This window comes from Janthinobacterium sp. MP5059B (assembly GCF_001758645.1).
Lineage (GTDB): Bacteria > Pseudomonadota > Gammaproteobacteria > Burkholderiales > Burkholderiaceae_D > Janthinobacterium > Janthinobacterium lividum.
On record NZ_LRHX01000021.1, the window covers coordinates 71,203 to 87,988 of the forward strand.

Annotated in this window: 13 protein-coding genes; 6 read left to right on the forward strand and 7 right to left on the reverse strand. The window is 62.4% G+C overall.

What is annotated here, in order from left to right:
• The first annotated feature begins 54 nt into the window (after window positions 1-54).
• From JAB1_RS25845 to JAB1_RS25855, 3 genes are all read left to right on the forward strand, one after another.
• The gene (locus JAB1_RS25845) at window positions 55-525 is read left to right on the forward strand and encodes a peroxiredoxin (protein WP_034785468.1); all 471 of its coding nucleotides are present in this window, start codon (window positions 55-57) and stop codon (window positions 523-525) included.
• Window positions 526-815: 290 nt separating this feature from the next.
• Complete coding sequence (locus JAB1_RS25850; protein ID WP_034785467.1) at window positions 816-2,636, forward strand: PhoH family protein; 1,821 nt, start codon at window positions 816-818, stop codon at window positions 2,634-2,636.
• Between the two features lie 137 nt (window positions 2,637-2,773).
• On the forward strand, window positions 2,774-3,448 hold the full coding sequence (locus JAB1_RS25855) for a site-2 protease family protein (protein ID WP_070282374.1): 675 nt from the start codon (window positions 2,774-2,776) through the stop codon (window positions 3,446-3,448).
• A gap of 24 nt (window positions 3,449-3,472) precedes the next feature.
• On the opposite strand, the gene JAB1_RS25860 is transcribed toward JAB1_RS25855, so the two are convergent.
• Together JAB1_RS25860 and JAB1_RS25865 are read right to left on the reverse strand one after the other, a co-directional pair.
• Window positions 3,473-5,884 carry a TonB-dependent siderophore receptor gene (locus tag JAB1_RS25860; RefSeq protein WP_070282376.1) on the reverse strand — a complete coding sequence of 804 codons (2,412 nt, stop codon included), beginning with the start codon at window positions 5,882-5,884 and terminating at the stop codon, window positions 3,473-3,475.
• Window positions 5,885-6,034: 150 nt separating this feature from the next.
• Window positions 6,035-7,717, reverse strand: coding sequence for a serine hydrolase (locus JAB1_RS25865; protein ID WP_070282378.1), 1,683 nt, complete (start codon window positions 7,715-7,717; stop codon window positions 6,035-6,037).
• Window positions 7,718-7,956: 239 nt separating this feature from the next.
• On the opposite strand from JAB1_RS25865, the gene yidD reads away from it, so the two are divergent.
• From yidD to JAB1_RS25880, 3 genes are all read left to right on the forward strand, one after another.
• Window positions 7,957-8,436, forward strand: coding sequence for a membrane protein insertion efficiency factor YidD (gene yidD, locus JAB1_RS25870; protein WP_080753757.1), 480 nt, complete (start codon window positions 7,957-7,959; stop codon window positions 8,434-8,436).
• Window positions 8,437-8,692: 256 nt separating this feature from the next.
• Window positions 8,693-9,634 (forward strand): bestrophin family protein, encoded by a 942-nt coding sequence (locus JAB1_RS25875; protein ID WP_070282379.1) that lies wholly within the window; start codon window positions 8,693-8,695, stop codon window positions 9,632-9,634.
• Between the two features lie 82 nt (window positions 9,635-9,716).
• Window positions 9,717-9,917 carry a heavy-metal-associated domain-containing protein gene (locus JAB1_RS25880; RefSeq protein WP_034788621.1) on the forward strand — a complete coding sequence of 67 codons (201 nt, stop codon included), beginning with the start codon at window positions 9,717-9,719 and terminating at the stop codon, window positions 9,915-9,917.
• A 46-nt stretch (window positions 9,918-9,963) separates the two neighbouring features.
• Here the strand turns inward: JAB1_RS25880 and JAB1_RS25885 are convergent, their stop codons facing one another.
• The 5 genes from JAB1_RS25885 to JAB1_RS30040 form a co-directional block, all read right to left on the reverse strand.
• Window positions 9,964-10,692, reverse strand: coding sequence for a glutathione S-transferase (locus tag JAB1_RS25885; protein ID WP_070282381.1), 729 nt, complete (start codon window positions 10,690-10,692; stop codon window positions 9,964-9,966).
• 21 nt (window positions 10,693-10,713) lie between these two features.
• Window positions 10,714-11,133: a Cu(I)-responsive transcriptional regulator gene (cueR, locus tag JAB1_RS25890; RefSeq protein WP_070282383.1), complete on the reverse strand. Its 420-nt coding sequence runs from the start codon at window positions 11,131-11,133 to the stop codon at window positions 10,714-10,716.
• A gap of 1 nt (window position 11,134) precedes the next feature.
• Window positions 11,135-13,570, reverse strand: a complete 2,436-nt coding sequence (locus JAB1_RS25895; RefSeq protein ID WP_070282385.1) for a heavy metal translocating P-type ATPase — start codon at window positions 13,568-13,570, stop codon at window positions 11,135-11,137.
• A gap of 104 nt (window positions 13,571-13,674) precedes the next feature.
• On the reverse strand, window positions 13,675-14,430 hold the full coding sequence (locus JAB1_RS25900; protein WP_070282387.1) for a FecR family protein: 756 nt from the start codon (window positions 14,428-14,430) through the stop codon (window positions 13,675-13,677).
• Window positions 14,399-16,786: YDG domain-containing protein (locus JAB1_RS30040; RefSeq protein WP_254672252.1), on the reverse strand; the 2,388-nt coding region annotated here is incomplete at its 5' end. The genes JAB1_RS25900 and JAB1_RS30040, both read right to left, overlap by 32 nt.

Genomic DNA, 16,786 nt, shown 5'->3' on the forward strand with positions numbered 1-16,786 from the left:
GATGCGTTGCCAGATTAAAAACAGCGCTGATGATCACCGTTCAGGAGAGAACCTGTGGCTGATAGCCAATCCCTCGTTAGCATACCCGACTTTAGCGCCGCCATGACCAGCGGCAAGACCTTTCAGTTGCTGGGCCGTCCGGCCAAGGCCACGGTGCTGTTTTTCTATCCGAAGGACAACACCCCTGGCTGCACCACGGAAAACATCGCCTTCCGCGATGCGTATTCGCAATTCGTCGCAGCCGGCGTGGAAATCTACGGCATCAGCCGCGATTCCCTGCGCTCGCACGAAAGTTTCAAAGCCAAGCTGGAACTGCCGTTCGAGCTCATTTCCGACCCGGACGAAGCCGTTTGTCTGCTGTTTAACGTCATGAAGATGAAACAGATGTACGGCAAGACGGTCCGTGGCGTCGAGCGCAGTACGTTTGTGATTGACGCCCAGGGCCGATTGGTGAAAGAATGGAGAGGCGTGAAGGTCGCAACTCACGTGGAAGAAGTGCTGGAATTCGTAGCGCATCTGAATTGATCGTCCATTTTTGATCCAATGCGCGTTGTCGGCTTCCAGCGAGCCTGGTTCAACCGCAGTTCAGTTCACGGTACCTATCGCCATTTTGAGTCAACGAAGCGCCTCCATCCACTCCGCCAGGCGGGCATGCAGCCCGTCGATGGCGTCCATGACCGGCCATGCTGCCGGCCTTCCGGCAGTTACTCGTCCTGTAGCATTGTTGTTCCCCCGCATCCACCCCATGAGAAGTGCCGCCAGAAGCTGGCTGCCCATGGGCGATTCATTCCAGAAATTTTTTGATTGAGATCCTGATGCCACTGCCAAAATTACCGAGCAAGCCAGCCACTATCCTGGCCACCCAAGATTACCCAACCGCAGGCGCAGCGCGCCCGGCCACCAAAACCCCGGCAGCCAAGAAAGTGGCTGCACCGATTATTGAAGCGGCGATCGCCGAAGTTGCCAAGCCGGTCCGCAATGCGGCCACGAAGATCAAGCAAGTGGCGGCCCTGATGGTCGCCAAGCCGGCGCCAGCCGTTGCTGCACCGGCGCCGGTCGCGGCCGCGCCTGCCGCCGTTGCTGCGCCTGCAGCGAAAGCCAAGCCGGCGGCAAAAGGCAAGGTCACGCCGATCAAGCCCGTCAAGCAAGCCGAGCAGCCACATCCTGCCAAGCACAAGGCTGTCGAAGTGCAGCTCAAGTCGTCCGCCAGCCGCGCCGCCGACCAGCGCGGCATCAGCAAGCTGTTCGTGCTCGACACGAACGTGCTGATGCACGATCCGTCGTCGCTGTTCCGTTTCGAGGAACACGATGTGTACCTGCCGATGATGACCCTGGAAGAGCTGGACAACCACAAGAAGGGCATGACGGAAGTGGCGCGCAATGCACGCCAGGTCTCGCGCACGCTCGACGCCCTGATCAGCAACACGGATGACGACGCCATCGAACACGGCATCCTGCTGTCCAAGCTGGGCAACAAGGATGCCAAGGGCCGCCTGTTCTTCCAGACGCGCCTGCAAAGCGCCGACTTGCCGGCTGGCTTGCCAGTGGGCAAGGCCGACAACCAGATCCTCGCCGTCGTGCGCTCGCTGGAATCGGAACAGGAAGGCCGCCCTGTCGTGCTGGTGTCGAAAGACATCAACATGCGCATCAAGGCGCGCGCCCTGGGCCTGCCGGCCGAAGATTACTTCAACGATCATGTGCTGGAAGACACGGACTTGCTGTACTCGGGCATCGTGCAATTGCCGGACGACTTCTGGAACAAGCACGGCAAGGACATGGAATCGTGGCAGGAAAGCAAGAACGGCTACAGCTCGACGTTCTACCGCGTGACGGGCCCGTTCATCCCGTCGCTGCTGGTCAACCAGTTCATCTACCTGGAACCGAAAAACGGCGAAACGCCGTTCTACGGCCAGGTGAAACAGATCAACGGCAAGACAGCCGTGCTGCAAACCCTGCGCGACTTCAGCCACACGAAGAACAATGTGTGGGGCGTGACGGCGCGCAACCGCGAGCAAAACTTCGCGCTGAACTTGCTGATGAATCCGGAATGCGACTTCGTCACCCTGCTGGGCCAGGCCGGTACCGGCAAGACCCTGCTGGCCCTGGCCGCCGGCCTGGCGCAAGTGCTGGAAACCAAGCTCTACAATGAAATCATCGTTACCCGCGTCACGGTACCGGTGGGCGAAGACATCGGTTTCCTGCCAGGCACGGAAGAAGAAAAGATGTCGCCATGGATGGGCGCCTTCGACGACAACCTGGAAGTGCTGAACAAGTCCGACTCCGATGGCGGCGAATGGGGCCGTGCGGCAACGCAAGACCTGATCCGCTCGCGCATCAAGATCAAGTCGCTCAACTTCATGCGCGGCCGCACGTTCGTGAACAAGTTCCTCATCATCGATGAAGCGCAAAACTTGACGCCGAAGCAAGTCAAGACCCTCGTCACGCGCGCCGGTCCCGGCACGAAGATCCTGTGCCTGGGCAACATCGCGCAGATCGACACGCCGTACCTGACGGAAGGCTCGAGCGGCCTGACTTACGTGGTCGACCGCTTCAAGGGCTGGACCCACAGCGGCCACGTCACCCTGGCCCGCGGCGAGCGCTCGCGCCTGGCCGACCACGCCAGCGAAGTACTGTAAGTGATAGCGGGCGGCGTGAGCTGCCCAGTCATTCGAAGCCCCGGCTGCAGCGATGCAGCCGGGGCTTTTTTCATGTGCGCGACTTTTCATGGCGGCATGTTCTAATACCGCTCCTTTCCTTCTGGACACATAGCCCGATGCATCCCGCCTTTCAGTTGTTGCTCTGCTTCATCCTCTTCATGTTCATCCACATTTCCGTCATGGCGGCCTGCGCCAGGCTGTCCGGCATCACGGTGCGCAGCATCAGCTATGGCGTGGGACCGACTGTGCTGACCTGGGGAAAAGTCCACGTCAAGCTGCTGCCGCTGGCCGGCAGCTTGGTGCTGAAAGATACGCGTGAAGAAGAACTGTATGACGACGATCCCTGCCTTGACGCGTATAACTTCCAGCCGCTGTGGAAGCAGGTGCTGCTGCCATTGAGCGGCGTGGGGATGCTGCTGGCATTGTCGCTGGGCATCATGGGAGCCTCGGGCTGGGACAGCTTTGTCGCGGCCTTCGGGCAAATCGTCAACGGCGCGCTGGCACCGCTGTCGACGGCGCAGGAATTGCTGGGCAATGGAGAGGCGTTTGCCCGTACACACGGCTTTGCGCTGGCGTTCGCCCTGTTCTCATTGAAACTGTGCGCCTTGAACCTGTTGCCGTTTGCCGGCTTGAACGGGGGACAGGCGCTGCTGGCCATCGCGCGCGGCGGCAAGCCGTATGTGACGTGGGAAGAGACGGCAGCAAAATGGCTGCTGCTGCCGGGGCTGGCGATCCTGCTGGCGTGGGCGGCGGCACTGGCCGTGTATTGCTGGCGCGCGCTGGGGCTGTAATCGCACGGCCCCAGTTGGCTACAGCTAGAAATTCACCTTCAGGCTCAGCAAGGCTTCGCGTTCGGCGCCACGGAAGATGCCGCCAAAGTATTTCTTGTCAAATACATTGCCGATATTCAGAGCCAGGCGGTAACGCGCCGTTTCGTAGGCCACGGCGATATCGGCCAGGGTGTACGGATCATTCATGTACAGCGCATTGGCCGCGCCATTGTAGGGCGAACTGCCACGGTAGCGCAGGCCGCCAGCGAGCATCAGGCCGGGCACGGCCATGGGCCGGTAGTCGAGCCAGACGCTGGCCGCATGGCGCGTCGTCTGCAGGGTCTGGCGGCCGATTTCGTAGTCGCGGTTGCTCTTCGTCGTGCGCGGGTCCAGATAGGTATAGCCTGCCAGCACGCTCAACTCGGGCAAGGGTTTGAACGTACCTTCCAGTTCCACGCCCGTCGAACGTACCTCGCCCGTCTGTAGTGACGAACGCGGGTGCAGCGGATCCGGCGTGGTGACATTCGTTTGCGTCAGATCAAACAGCGATGCCGTCAACATGGTCGATGTGCCGGCAGGCTGGTACTTGATACCCAGTTCCACCTGCTTGCCCTTGCGTGGCTGAAAAGCCTTGCCGTCAAAGTCGCGGCCCGTGGCCGGGTCGAACGAGGTGGCATAGCTGGCATACGGCGCCACGCCATTGTCGAACAGGTACAGCAGGCCGGCACTGCCCGTGGTGGCATTGTCGTCGATGCGCGTGCTCGCCGAATTGAGCTGCGTGCTGCGCGCGCGGTCGTGGCGCAGGCTGGCGTTCGCCACCCATGCGCCCAGCTTGAACTGGTTCAACGTGTAGATGCCCGTCTGCTTGAGTTCAGTGTCGGTATAGTCGAGTCCCGGTGCGGCGATCGATTGATGGTAGACCGGCGCATGGATATCGAGGTTCGGCACGTCCCAGCCAAAGCCCAGGCCATCGTTTTCCTTGTATTTCAGGTAATCGATGCCCGCCACGAAGCGGTGTTCGATCTCGCCCCAGCGAAAGTCCTTTTGCGCGCGGCTGTCGACCGTCCAGGTCTTGCCGTCCACTTTTTCCGCCAGGCTGCCGCGCGTGGCCGTGCGCCCGTCAGGCAGCAAATCCATGGCGTAGATATGCTGGTAATCAACCTTGATGGTCGCATAGCGCAGGTTTTGCGTCAGCTTCCATCCATTCCCTGTTGCATGCTCGAACATATAGCCAAGGGCGCGCGTATCGCGGTCGAAATAGTCGAAGGACGGGTCGCCCGCCGTGCGGCTGACGGGCAAGTCCTTGATGTGCGGATGGACAAACAGGCTGGGCCACCATGGTTTCGGCGTGCCCCGTTCTTGCGAATATGTGCCCAGTACGGTCAGGCTGGTGCGCGCCGAGATGTCCCAGCGCAGCGAGGGCGAGATGGAAACGCGGTTGTTCTTCGATTCGATGGGACGATCGTCGGCATCGCGGCCCGTCAGCGTGACGCGGTACAGCAAGCCATCGTTGCCCGCGACAGCGCCGCCCAGGTCGGCATTGATCTGATAGCGGTGATAGCGTCCCGCGGAAAACCCCACGCTATTGACGTGGTCTGCACCCGGCAGCTTGGAAGTGACATTGATCATGCCGCCCGGGCGGCCCTGGCCGTAGAAGACGGACGCGGGCCCCTTGATGACTTCGACGCTGTCGAGGTCTTCCATTTCGCTATTCCACGAACCATAACTGCCCGCCGACAGCAGCTTCAAGCCATCCTGGTAGTACGAGCTGCCATCGCTGAAGCCGCGGATGGTGGCGCCCGACATGCGCACGTCGGCACCCGTCACGTCCGTCAGCACGCCCGCCGTATAGGCCAGCGCCTGTTCGATGCTTTTCGGGGCCTGCGTCTTGATCTGTTCACGCGTGACAACGGAAATGGCGCGCGGCGTCTCGAGCAATGGCGTGCCCATCTTGGTGGCGGCCACGCTGATGGGCACATAGCCGCGCGACACCGTGTCCGCGCCCGCGTCAGCCGCTGCCATGACGGAAATCAATGGCATGACGGCGTCGGGCGCCGTGCTGGCCACGGCAGGCGCGGCGCGCAGCACGTAGCTGCCCGCCTCCAGTTCGACCGCCTGCAAGCCCGTACCCGCCAGCAAAGCGGCCAGGGCAGCCTGCGGCGTGTACTGGCCTTGCAGGCCGGCCGTGCTCTTGCCGCTGGCCTGGTCTGGCGTGTAGCTGAGCAAGACATTCGCCGCGCTGGCCAGGCTGCGCAGCGCGGGGGCCAGCGGACCGGCAGGGATGTCGTAGGTCAGGCGCATGGCGCCAGCCTGCTGGGCATTGGCCGCTTGCGCCTGCGCCAGGGCTGGCATGGCGGCGTACAGCGCCAGGCTGCACACGGCCAGCGACACGGCACGGGCGATGGGAAGGATTTGCGGTGTAGAAATATAGTAGCGCTGCTTGCGACGAACGGACATGGTGTAAAGCCTCTCAAATGGACTGCTGAAATGATTCCCTTACTTAGCAGGTGCCTTGAGAATGCGAATCGGTCAGGCTGGACACGAAAAAAAAAATAATGCCTGCCGGCAGTATCGACTGGCCGGCAGGCATACGCTGTATTACGGCGATCAGTTCACGCGTTTGGCCGGCATATCCTGCCCCTCCTGGCGCAGCACCAGTTGTTGCGTCTTGCCATCGGCATCCTTGCTGAAACGCACTTCCGCATCGACTTCATTCGAGAAGAAAGCCGTCTCGCTCATCGGCAGCATGGCCAGCTTGCGGAAACCCGTCACCTGGGCGAAGAACTTGTCGCCTTCGCGCGTCACTTCCAGGTAGACCTCGGGCGCCAGCGCATACTTGCCCACGTAGGCATCGAATTGCGCCGTCGTCATGGCGACCACCGTACGCGCCGGCTTGGCGGCGCTGGCGCGTTCGTGCACCGTCTTCGATTCGCCGCCGTCATTGAGGATCAGCTGCGCCTCGCCCTTCGGTCCCCGCTCGAATTCGGCAGTGGTGAGCGTATTTTCGATCAGAAAACCATTTGGCGAGTACGCCAGCATGCGTTGTGCGGGACGCCCCGTGCGCTGCAGCAGCAAGTTGCCCTCGAAGTTGCGGATCGTATAGCCGGCCTTGTCGTTGATGGCGTACACGCCCGCGTACGCATCGAGGATGGCGGGCTTGAGCGTGATGACCTTGATCTCGGGATATGGCCGGCCGACGGCGACAGCCGCCGCCTTGCGCGCCACCACGTCGGGATTGACCAGGCCCGTGTCCGAATTTTCCAGCACGGCCACATAGACTTTTTCCTTCGGCAAACGCATCGCATACGTGGCAAAACCATTGATGCCGCCGCTATGGTGGATGACGGGCGTGTTTTGCCAGGTGCCCACCTTCCAGCCCAAGCCGGAACGGGTCGCCTTGCCATCGTTCAGCTTGGCCTGCGTGAACGCCTGCTGCCAGGTGGAAGCCTTGAGCAGCTTGCCGTCGGAGATGGCCGCGTCCCAGCGCGCCAGGTCGTCCACCGTGGAAACGAGCGCGCCGGCCGCATACGGCTGCGTCATGCTCAGAGGCAAGTTCGGCACATACGTCTCGCCCGAACGGATATGCCCGGCCGCGCGCTTGGCCGGCCGGCGCTCGTGGCCTTCATAGGCCGTATCGTTCATGCCCAGTGGCACGAAGATCTGCTGTTCCACAAACGTGGCATACGGCTGGCCCGATGCCTTTTCAATGATGGCGCCCAGCAGGAAATAGCCGGAACTGCTGTAACTCCACTGCGTGCCCGGCTCAAAGTCGGGCGCATCGTTCTTGAAGAAATCTATCATCTGCGCCACGCTCAAGTCTTTCGTGCTGTTGGGCACAAATTCCGGCTTCCTTGTGTAGTCGTGGATGCCGGACGTATGCGCGAGCAGCTGTTCGATCGTGATTCTCTTGCCGTGCGTCGGATAGTCGGGCAGGAACTTCGTGATGTCATCGGTGATGGCCAGCTTGCCCTGGTCGGCCAGCAACAGGATGGCGACGGCCGTGAATTGCTTGGAAATGGAACCCAGGCGCAGCGACATGTCAGGCGTCAGCGGCTGGCCATCCTTCACGCTGGCCAGACCATACGCCTTGCGCAACAAGGGCTGTCCATCCTTGACGACGATGACGACGGCGCCAGGTTCCGTGGCCTTGTAATAGGGAGCGATACTGGCATCGATTTGCGCGGCCAGCGCTTGCTGCTGCTGGCTCAGGGGCGCCGGCTGGCCAGCCCAGCCGGCTGGCGCTTGCAACAGGATCAACGTGGCGAGGCAGATGCTGGAAACTGTAAACATGCAGATCACTTTCAAAGGAAGGATAAACCAGCTTGACCATGCCCCTGGCGGCGGCTACCGGGATGGGATAATTTTTTTAGACAATATTTCCAATTTGCCCACCCAGCCTAGCAGACGCGTCACGCATAATTCTCTCCATTTATCACCATGATAGTTTGTGCCTGCTGACGCTATTATTTTCGGGATACCTATCGTATGCTCGCACCAGTGACTTGATGGCATAGAAAAAAGGAGCTGGCATTTTCTCATTCGACACTTGCGGCAAACGCCTGGCCCTGTTGGCCATTCGCGCTTACCAGCGCTACCTGTCGCCCTATAAAGGCTATTCCTGCGCCCACCGCGTGCTGACAGGCCGCGACAGCTGTTCCGCCTATGGCTACAAGGTCATCGCGCGCCACGGCTTGCGTCCGGGACTGGCGCTGTTGCAACGCCGCCTGCGCGCCTGCGGCGAACGCCATCGCCAGCACGGCGCGCTGCAGCCACCGGCACGGCACAGTGCGCGCAGGCAGGCACAGGCGGGGTATTGCGACTGCGATGTGCCCCTGGTCGACTGCGCCTGCGACTGCGCCGACGTGGCAAATGTACTGAACTGCAGTTGGCCGGGTCAGCATAAGCAGACAAGCTGGTTTCGCAATGGCTATACGACAAGCAAGGCATTGAAACAGCAGCAGGCGGCACATCGCAAGAAGATCAGGCAAGGGCAGAACCCGGACAACTGAAATTCACAAGAATACTTACAAATGAAATATTCATTCATGAAATGAATAATACCCATTATCACTGTGAATTGGCTGGAAGCGGGCCTGCGGCCTATACTCATGCCGTCTCCCCTACTTTGCTTCCCATGCACACCCTGCTCAGCCCGCATACATCGCGGGCTTTTTGTTCCCGGCAATTGCCACGCTGTCTTTCCCCTCTTACCGATCACCAGGTGCGCGTTTCCCCGCCAGCCCAGCCCCACACCGGGAGTACAGCATGATCGTGCGCGAGCGTCCATCGGCGCTACGGCTGTTCCTCGTGGTGCGCGGCTCCGTCCTGCCGCGCATCCGCACCACGCTCATCGTCAATACCCTGATCGCCACCCTCGTCACCTGGTGCCACGGCACCCTGTTCGACCACAAGGTCATCCTCACCACCATCCCGTTTACCCTGATCGGCTTGCCGCTGGCCATCTTCCTGGGCTTTCGCAACACGGCCGCCTACGACCGCTATTGGGAAGCGCGCAAGCTGTGGGGCGAACTGGTCTTGCGCAGCCGGAATTTCTCGCGCCAGTGCCAGACCATGATACGCAGCGACACGCCGGCCCACGCGAGGCTGGGCCTGGACGATGTGCGCGTGCGCATGATTTACCGTACCATCGCCTTTTGCCATGCACTGCGCCACCAGCTGCGCGACACGCGCGGACCTGACGACTTGCAGCCACTGCTGCGCCCGGCCGAATGGGAAGCGGCCTGCAAGGCGGCGAACCCGTCCGACTACCTGATGCTGCAGATGGGTCACGACCTGGCCGATTGCATCGCGCAGGGCCGCATCGACAGCATCCTCGCCACGCAGATCGATAACACGGTCTCGGCCATGGTAGCGGCAGGCGCCTCGTGCGAACGCATCCGCAGCACGCCGATTCCCTTCTCGTACTCGCTGCTGCTGCACCGCACGGCCTATCTGTACTGTTTCCTGCTGCCTTTCGGCCTGGTCGATTCGCTCGGTTTTATGACGCCCTTCGTCGTCGCCATCGTCGCCTATACCTTCTTTGGCCTCGATGCGCTGGGCGACGAGATCGAGGAGCCGTTCGGCGAAGATGCCAACGATCTGCCGCTATCGGCCATGTGCCGCGCCATCGACATCAGCTTGCGCGAATCCGTGCAGGACGAAAACGTGCCGCCGCCCATGCAAGCCGTCGACTTCCTGCTCCATTAAAACGCCGCAACGCTTCCTCTTGACCTTCCCACCGGGGCAAGGATTACAGTGGAGGCACTTAATCATTCAAGGAGTGCTTGTCATGTATCAGTTACAAGTTGAAAACATGAGTTGCGGCCATTGCGTCGGCTCGGTCACGAAAGCGGTGCAGGCGATCGATCCTGCGGCACAGGTGCAGATCGACCTGGCCAGCAAGCGCGTCACGGTAGAGTCATCGAGCGAACTGGGCGCCATCAGCGCCGCCATCGTCGATGCGGGCTACCCCGTCACCAGCGCACAATAACAGCAGAGCAGCACCAGGACAGCCGGCCTTTGGGCCGGCTGTTTTTTTATCCGTCCAGTTCGGGGTAATGGCGGAAGATGCCTTCTTCATTGAAGGCGATTCTGCGCTTCGACTTCAGGTAGCGGGCGATATTCGGCCGCGCCGCCACAGCGTCATGCAGGTCAGACAATGCAGGATATTCAGGCGCCAGGCGCGCCATGGCTTGCGGAAACGCATAGCGCAGGCCGGCCAGCATCTGGAACAGCGACAGGTCGCCATACGTGAGTCTGGCACCCACCAGGTAGTGGCCACGGCTGCGATTATTCAACAACACTTGCGTGAAATAGGAAAGAAACTTGGGCAAACGTGTTTCGCGGAAATCCGCGCTGCGCAGCATGGCCGCCTGCTGTTGCTCTTCGTAATATTGATTCATCGACAGCGGATGATGCGTGTCGTGCACTTCCGCCAGCCAGTCGGCCATCGTCAGCTGCAGCTGGTTCAGCCACAAACGGCCGCTTTCCGTACGCGGCGCCAGCCCCAGACGCCGGCCCAGGTACAAGAGGATATTCGTGGTCTGGCCGATCAGCACGTCGCCATCGCGCAGCACGGGCGGTGCGTAGGCCGCCTGTGGCATGCTGTCGTCATCGAGGCAGGCCAGCATGGCGGGAACGCCTTGCCCCTTGCGTTCAGGCAAACGGGCGATATCGCGGTAGTCGGCGCCCGCCTCTTCCAGCGCCAGCCGGATGAATTCGCCGCGCCCCTGTATCGTGGGCCAGTAATGCAGTTCATAGGCCATACACACCTCCGTTGATTTACATCAATGGCAACATGCTTTCGCGTCCGCTTCACCGGCCAGGCCCAGGCTTTGCAGGATGGGGCAATCGGGCTTGTCGTCGCCGTGGCACGATTGCGCCAGGTGGGCCAGGGTATCGCGCATTTCCGTCAGTTCGGCGATGCGCTTGTTGAGCTCGGCCACGTGGGCCAGGGCGATGCCTTTCACGTCCGCGCTGGCGCGCTGGTCGTTTTGCCACAGCGACAGCAGCTCGCGGATCTGTTCCAGCGAAAAGCCAAGACCCCGCCCGCGCTTGATGAAGCGCAAGGCGTGCAAGTCGTTCGGCGTGTAGATGCGGTAACCGGCGTCGCTGCGCGCGCTGGGTTTTAACAATGCAATACTCTCGTAGTAGCGTATCATTTTTGCCGATACGCCCGTTTCGCTTGCCGCCTGGCCGATATTCATCCTATGACTCCTTGGTATGCGCGCTACCTGCATGACTGCGGGCTTTCCAACGGCGCAGCAACAGGGCATTGCTGATCACGCTGACGGAACTGAAGGCCATCGCCGCGCCCGCCACCATGGGGTTGAGCAGGCCGAAGGCGGCCAGCGGAATGCCGATCAGGTTATAAATGAAGGCCCAGAACAGATTCTGCCGTATCTTGCTGTAGGTGCGGCGCGAGATATCGATGGCATCCGCCACCAGGGCCGGATCACCGCGCATCAGCGTGATGCCGGCCGCATGCATGGCCACATCGGTCCCCGTCGACATGGCGATGCCCACGTCGGCGGCCGCCAGCGCCGGCGCATCGTTGATGCCGTCGCCCACCATGGCCACCTTCGCGCCCTCGCCTTTCAGCGCGACAATTTTAGCGGTTTTATCGGCCGGCAGCATTTTCGCCGCCACCGTGTCGATGCCCAGCAGCTTGCCGACGGCGTCGGCGCTGCCCTGGTTATCTCCCGTCAACATCACCGTGCGGATGCCCAGGCTGTGCAAATGGGCAATGGCCGCCCGCGCGTTCGGCTTGACCTGGTCGCTGAAGGCAAACAGGCCCAGCAGTTCCGATCCCGACGCCAGCCACGAGATCGTGTTGCCCGTGGCTTCCAGTTCCTGCGCCTGCGCGGCCAGCGGCGTCATGTCCACGTTCAATTCCTGCATCAGCCGCGTGCTGCCCAGCTTCAGTTCCAGGCCATCGACGTGGGCCGCCAGGCCGCGGCCCGGCAAGGCCGACAGGGCCGTGGCTGGCAAGGGGTCGATACGGCGGGCGGCAGCCGCATCCAGCACGGCCGTCGCCAGGCTGTGCTCGCTACCGCGCTGAATGCTGGCCGCCAGCTGCAGCAGCCGCGCATCCTCGATGCCATGCGCATGCAGGGCCGCCAGCGCCGGTTTTCCCACCGTCAGGGTACCCGTCTTGTCGAACACGACAGTATTGACGGCGTGCGCCACTTCCAGCGCTTCCGCATCCTTGATCAGGATGCCGTAGCGGGCAGCCACGCCCGTGCCGGCCATGATGGCCGTCGGCGTGGCCAGGCCCAGCGCACAGGGGCAGGCGATGACCAGCACGGCCACGGCATTGATGATGGCGTTCTCCAGCTCGCCGGTAGCGAGCCACCAGCCCAGCATGGTCAGCAGCGCCAGCACCAGCACCACGGGGACGAAGATGGCGCTGACCTTGTCGACCAGATGCTGGATCGGCGCCTTGGCCGCCTGCGCATCTTCCACCAGGCGGATGATGCGCGAGAGGGTCGTCTCGCCGCCTACGGCTTGCGTGCGCACCAGCAGCAAGCCGTCCGCATTGATGGCGCCGCCCGTGACCTTGTCGCCCACATGCTTATCGACCGGCAAGCTTTCGCCCGTGATCAGCGATTCGTTGATCTGGCTGGCGCCTTCCACCACCACGCCATCGACGGCTACCCGCTCGCCGGGACGGATGACCACCAGGTCGCCCACTTTCACCTGGTCCACGGGCAAGTCCAGCTCCACACCGTCGCGGCGCACGCGCGCCGATTCCGGACGCAAGACTTGCAGCGCGCGGATGGCGGAGGCCGTCTGGCGCTTGGCGCGGCTTTCCAGCCATTTGCCCAACAGCACCAGGGTGATGACGACGGCCGACGCTTCGAAATACAGGTGCGGCAGCATCTCGCCCGCCGTCAGCCATTGGTAGACGGACAAGCCATACGCGGCGCTCGTACCCAGCGCCACCAGCAAGTCCATGTTGCCGCTACCGGCGCGGGCCGCCTTCCAGCCCGCCTTGTAGAAGCGCGCGCCAAAGTAAAACTGCACGGGCGTGGCCAGCGCGAATTGCAGCCAGCCTGGCAACATCAAATGGATGCCGGCCCACTCGAGCAGCATGGGCAGCATCAAGGGGAAAGCCAGGACGGCCGCGAACGCCACTTTCATGCCGTCGCGGTTCGGTGCGGCAGCGGGCGCGCTGGCCTGGCTGGCGACGGGTACCTTGGCGGCATAGCCGGCCTTGTCGATGGCGGCGATCAGGGTGCCCGCTTCCAGGCCGCCCGTCACCTTGATGCGCGCGCTTTCCGTGGCCAGGTTGACGCTGGCGGCCAGCACGCCTGGCACTTTCAGCAAGGCTTTTTCCACCCGGCCCACGCAAGAGGCGCACGTCATGCCGGCGATGTTCAGGTCGATCTCGCGCTGCGCCACCGTGTAGCCGGCCTTTTCCACTGCCGCCTGCAAGGTGGCCAGGGGAATCGGCGTGCTGGACGTGACTTTGGCCACTTCGGTGGCCAGGTTGACGCTGGCCTGGCTCACGCCAGGCACGGCGGCCAGGGCCTTTTCCACGCGGCCCACGCACGAGGCGCAGCTCATGCCTTCGATGGCCAGCGCCTGCGCATGCGCGGCGTCGGGAGGGAAAGCGGCGGGGACGAGTGCACTCTGGTTCATGGCAGATCCTGTACGAAAGATTAACGAATAGGATCAGGATCTGCTATCCAACGATGGGAAGGTCAAGCCCTATTTGCAAAGTGTGCGGGCTTGTTTGCGGATGCTTAACGCACCACGCAGTCGATGGCGGCAGGCTTGCCGCTGTTGGCGCCGGCGCCCGTGCTGGACAGTGGCGTCGAAAATGCCGGCGGCGGCGTAAACGGGATGCCGGGATTGACGGGCAGCATCACGGGCGGCTGCTTGAAGCTGGGAGTAAAACCGAACTGGCCGGCAGAAAAATTTTGCGTCCCGGCAGGATTGGTGACATGAATCAAGCCATCGAGCACCTGCACATACAAGCCCGGCGCCCTCGCCGCCCCGACTGACGGCGATACCGTTGGCAGCGCCGGTGCCGACGGTGCTACGTAACTGGCAACAAACGTCGTGCCGCGGATGCCGATGGTGGCGGCTGGCGTCTTCATCTCGAAGCGCTCCTTGTTGCGCTTGCCCAGCAGACCCGTGACGGAACGCAAGCCGCCCTTGAGCAAGCTGAAGATGGCATGGTCGCCATCGGGCTGCTCGGCCGTGTAGCTGAATTGTTCGATCACGAAACTGGTATTCGGCTTCAGGGTGATTTCGCTATTGTCGATCAGCTTGATCAAGGCATAGGTCTCCTTTTCCGTCAGCAAGGTGTCCCCCTGCTCGACTTCGGACTTGATGGCCAGGATCTTCACCTTGCCATCCGCCTTCTTGGCCATCAGCGGACCACTCAATTGCATGACGGTACCGGCCACCTGGCCGGCCCAGGCCTGCGCGCCCATGCACATCAGGGCCAGCCACAGCAGGGCCTTAATTGCAGTACATTTTTTTAGTAGGGTCATCGAATTTGTATCCTGTAGGTTTATCTGCAGCATCGGCAACATCCTTGCTGTCCGGCTTCTTGTCGTCCAGCTTGGCTGGCGGCGTGGACGCGAGCGTGTCGTTGGCACGGTCAGCCTGCTTGATGATGCGCAAGGCATCGTCGATGGCCGCGCTCGTGGCGGCATCGATCACGGGCTTGTCGATGGTCGTCGCTGGCAGGAAGATGGCGTCCGCCATGCTCACCGTGCCATTCGGCGCCAGCAGAATCACGCCGCTGCGCTGGCGGTTGATGCGCACGCCAGAGTCGCCCGTGATGCTGCCCGTTTTCGCCAGCACGCTCATGCTGGCCGCTGCCGGCAAAGCGACGCTTGCCGTGTCCGCAAAGCGCACATGGCCTTCCGCGGTGGCGGAAAAATTGCCGCCGCTAACAATCTGCGCATTGCCGCCGACATGGATGTCGCGACCCGCCGTCAAACTGACATTGCGCGCCGCTGCCAACTGCGCGCCATCGCCCAGCAGCACGTCCGTGCTGGCATTGAGGGCGATATCATTGCCCTCGATCTTGCCGTTGACAGTGACGGGGCTGTGCGCCGTCACGCTGACGTTGCCGCCGTTCGCATTGATATTGCCTGCCGCGACACCGCCCGTGTTGTCGATCGCGATATTGCCCGCGCCTGTGGTGAGCGTTCCCAGGGTCAAGGTGCCCGGCGCCGAGGTATTGTTCAGCGCAATGCCGCCCCCTGCACTATTGCTGGCGGTAAAACTACCCACCTGGTTGCCCGCATTGCCCAGCACAATGCCATCGCGCGCCTGCGCAGCCAGGCTGCTGGCGAGCAGCGCGCCATCCTGGCCGATGGCGCCGTTCAGGGCGCTCAATTTCACTTCGTTCGCCGCCAGGCTGGCGAAACGCAAGTCGCCAGCCGCTTGCGTGATGGCCAGCTGGCCGGCGAGCCGGATGGCGCCGGCCGCCTGGCTGAAGCTGTTTGCGACAAGCAAGTTGCCCTTGCCGCTCAGCATACCGCCGCCTTGCGCGTAGCGATCCGCCGACAGGTTGCCGTTCAGCAACAGGCTGCCGCCGTTGATTTCCAGGCCGGCCAGGCCGCTCAGCACGGAGAGGTCCAGCGCGCTTTCCCCCAAGGTCAGGCTGCCGCCCGTCAACAGCAAGCCCGCCGCCGAGTTCAGGTTTTTCAGGATGGTGCTGCCGGCCGCCGCGCTGTAGGTAACGATGCCCTTGCTGTTGCTGAAGTCGACCGCCAGCACGTTCGCGCCTTCCGGCACCACGCCGCCGTCCCAGTTGGCGGCATCGCTCCACAAGCCGCTGCCGCTGCCGACCCAGGTCGACAATTGTTTTTGAGCAATTGATGCCTGCGCCGTGCCGCCCGTCGTTTCCAGGGTGTAGTTACCCGCATCGGCGCCCGCCAGGCGGAAACCGCTGGCCATCACCAGCTTGCCCGTACCCGCATTCTTGTCGGCAAAGCTGCCGCTGCCGCCTACCACGCTGACCACATCCTGGCCCAGCACGCCGTTCGCCGATGCGCTGACCGCCGCGGAAGTGGTTCCGTCATACACCTTGCCGGCGGCGCTCACTCCTGCCAGGGTCAGGCTGGCCGGTGTAATGCTGGCCAGCAAGCCCGTCGGCAAGACGATAAAGTAATTGCCTGCATCGGCGCCCGTCAGCGCCGCGCCGCTGAGCTGCACGGCCTTGGCCGCGCCCACGTTCTTGTCCGCAAAGCTGGCTACCGCCGAGGCCGTCAAACTGTCGCCAGCGATACGGTCATCGCCCAAACTCAGCTGCGCACCCGTCGTGCCATCGTAGACCTTGCTGCCCACCACGCCAGACAGGTTCAGGGCGCGCGCCGCGATATCGGCCGTGGTGCTACCCGCATTGCTGCTCAGCACATAGTTGCCCGCATCGCTACCGCTCAGCGCCACATTGCTGACATTGACGGCCTTGCCGGCCCCCGCATTCCTGTTGCCAAACGCGGCACTGCCGCTCACGCTCAAGGCATCGCCCTGGATGCGGTCATCGCCAAAGTGCACTTGCGCGCCCGTCGTGCCGTCATACGTCTTGTTGACGCCGCTGAAGCTCACGTTCAGGGTGCGCGCCGCGATGTCGGCCGTGGTGCTGCCGGTGCTTTCGCCCAGCACATAGTTGCCAGCATCGCCGCCGCTCAACGCCACATCCGTGACATTGACGGCCTTGCCCGCACCCGCATTCTTGTTGCCAAACGCGGCATTGCCCGCCACCGTCAAGGCATCGCCCTGAATGCGGTCGTCGCCGAAATTCACTTGCGCGCCCGTCGTGCCGTCATACGTCTTGTTGACGCCATTAAAACTCACGTTCAGGGTGCGCGCCGCGATGTCGGCCGTCGTGCT

Coding starts and splice junctions, on each gene's coding strand:
- JAB1_RS25895 (WP_070282385.1), bottom strand. CDS start 13,570: ATGAACCAGAGTGCACTCGTCCCCGCCGCTTTCCCTCCCGACGCCGCG.
- JAB1_RS25855 (WP_070282374.1), top strand. CDS start 2,774: ATGCATCCCGCCTTTCAGTTGTTGCTCTGCTTCATCCTCTTCATGTTC.
- JAB1_RS25880 (WP_034788621.1), top strand. CDS start 9,717: ATGTATCAGTTACAAGTTGAAAACATGAGTTGCGGCCATTGCGTCGGC.
- JAB1_RS25885 (WP_070282381.1), bottom strand. CDS start 10,692: ATGGCCTATGAACTGCATTACTGGCCCACGATACAGGGGCGCGGCGAA.
- JAB1_RS25900 (WP_070282387.1), bottom strand. CDS start 14,430: ATGACCCTACTAAAAAAATGTACTGCAATTAAGGCCCTGCTGTGGCTG.
- JAB1_RS25860 (WP_070282376.1), bottom strand. CDS start 5,884: ATGTCCGTTCGTCGCAAGCAGCGCTACTATATTTCTACACCGCAAATC.
- JAB1_RS25865 (WP_070282378.1), bottom strand. CDS start 7,717: ATGTTTACAGTTTCCAGCATCTGCCTCGCCACGTTGATCCTGTTGCAA.
- JAB1_RS25875 (WP_070282379.1), top strand. CDS start 8,693: ATGATCGTGCGCGAGCGTCCATCGGCGCTACGGCTGTTCCTCGTGGTG.
- JAB1_RS25850 (WP_034785467.1), top strand. CDS start 816: ATGCCACTGCCAAAATTACCGAGCAAGCCAGCCACTATCCTGGCCACC.
- cueR (WP_070282383.1), bottom strand. CDS start 11,133: ATGAATATCGGCCAGGCGGCAAGCGAAACGGGCGTATCGGCAAAAATG.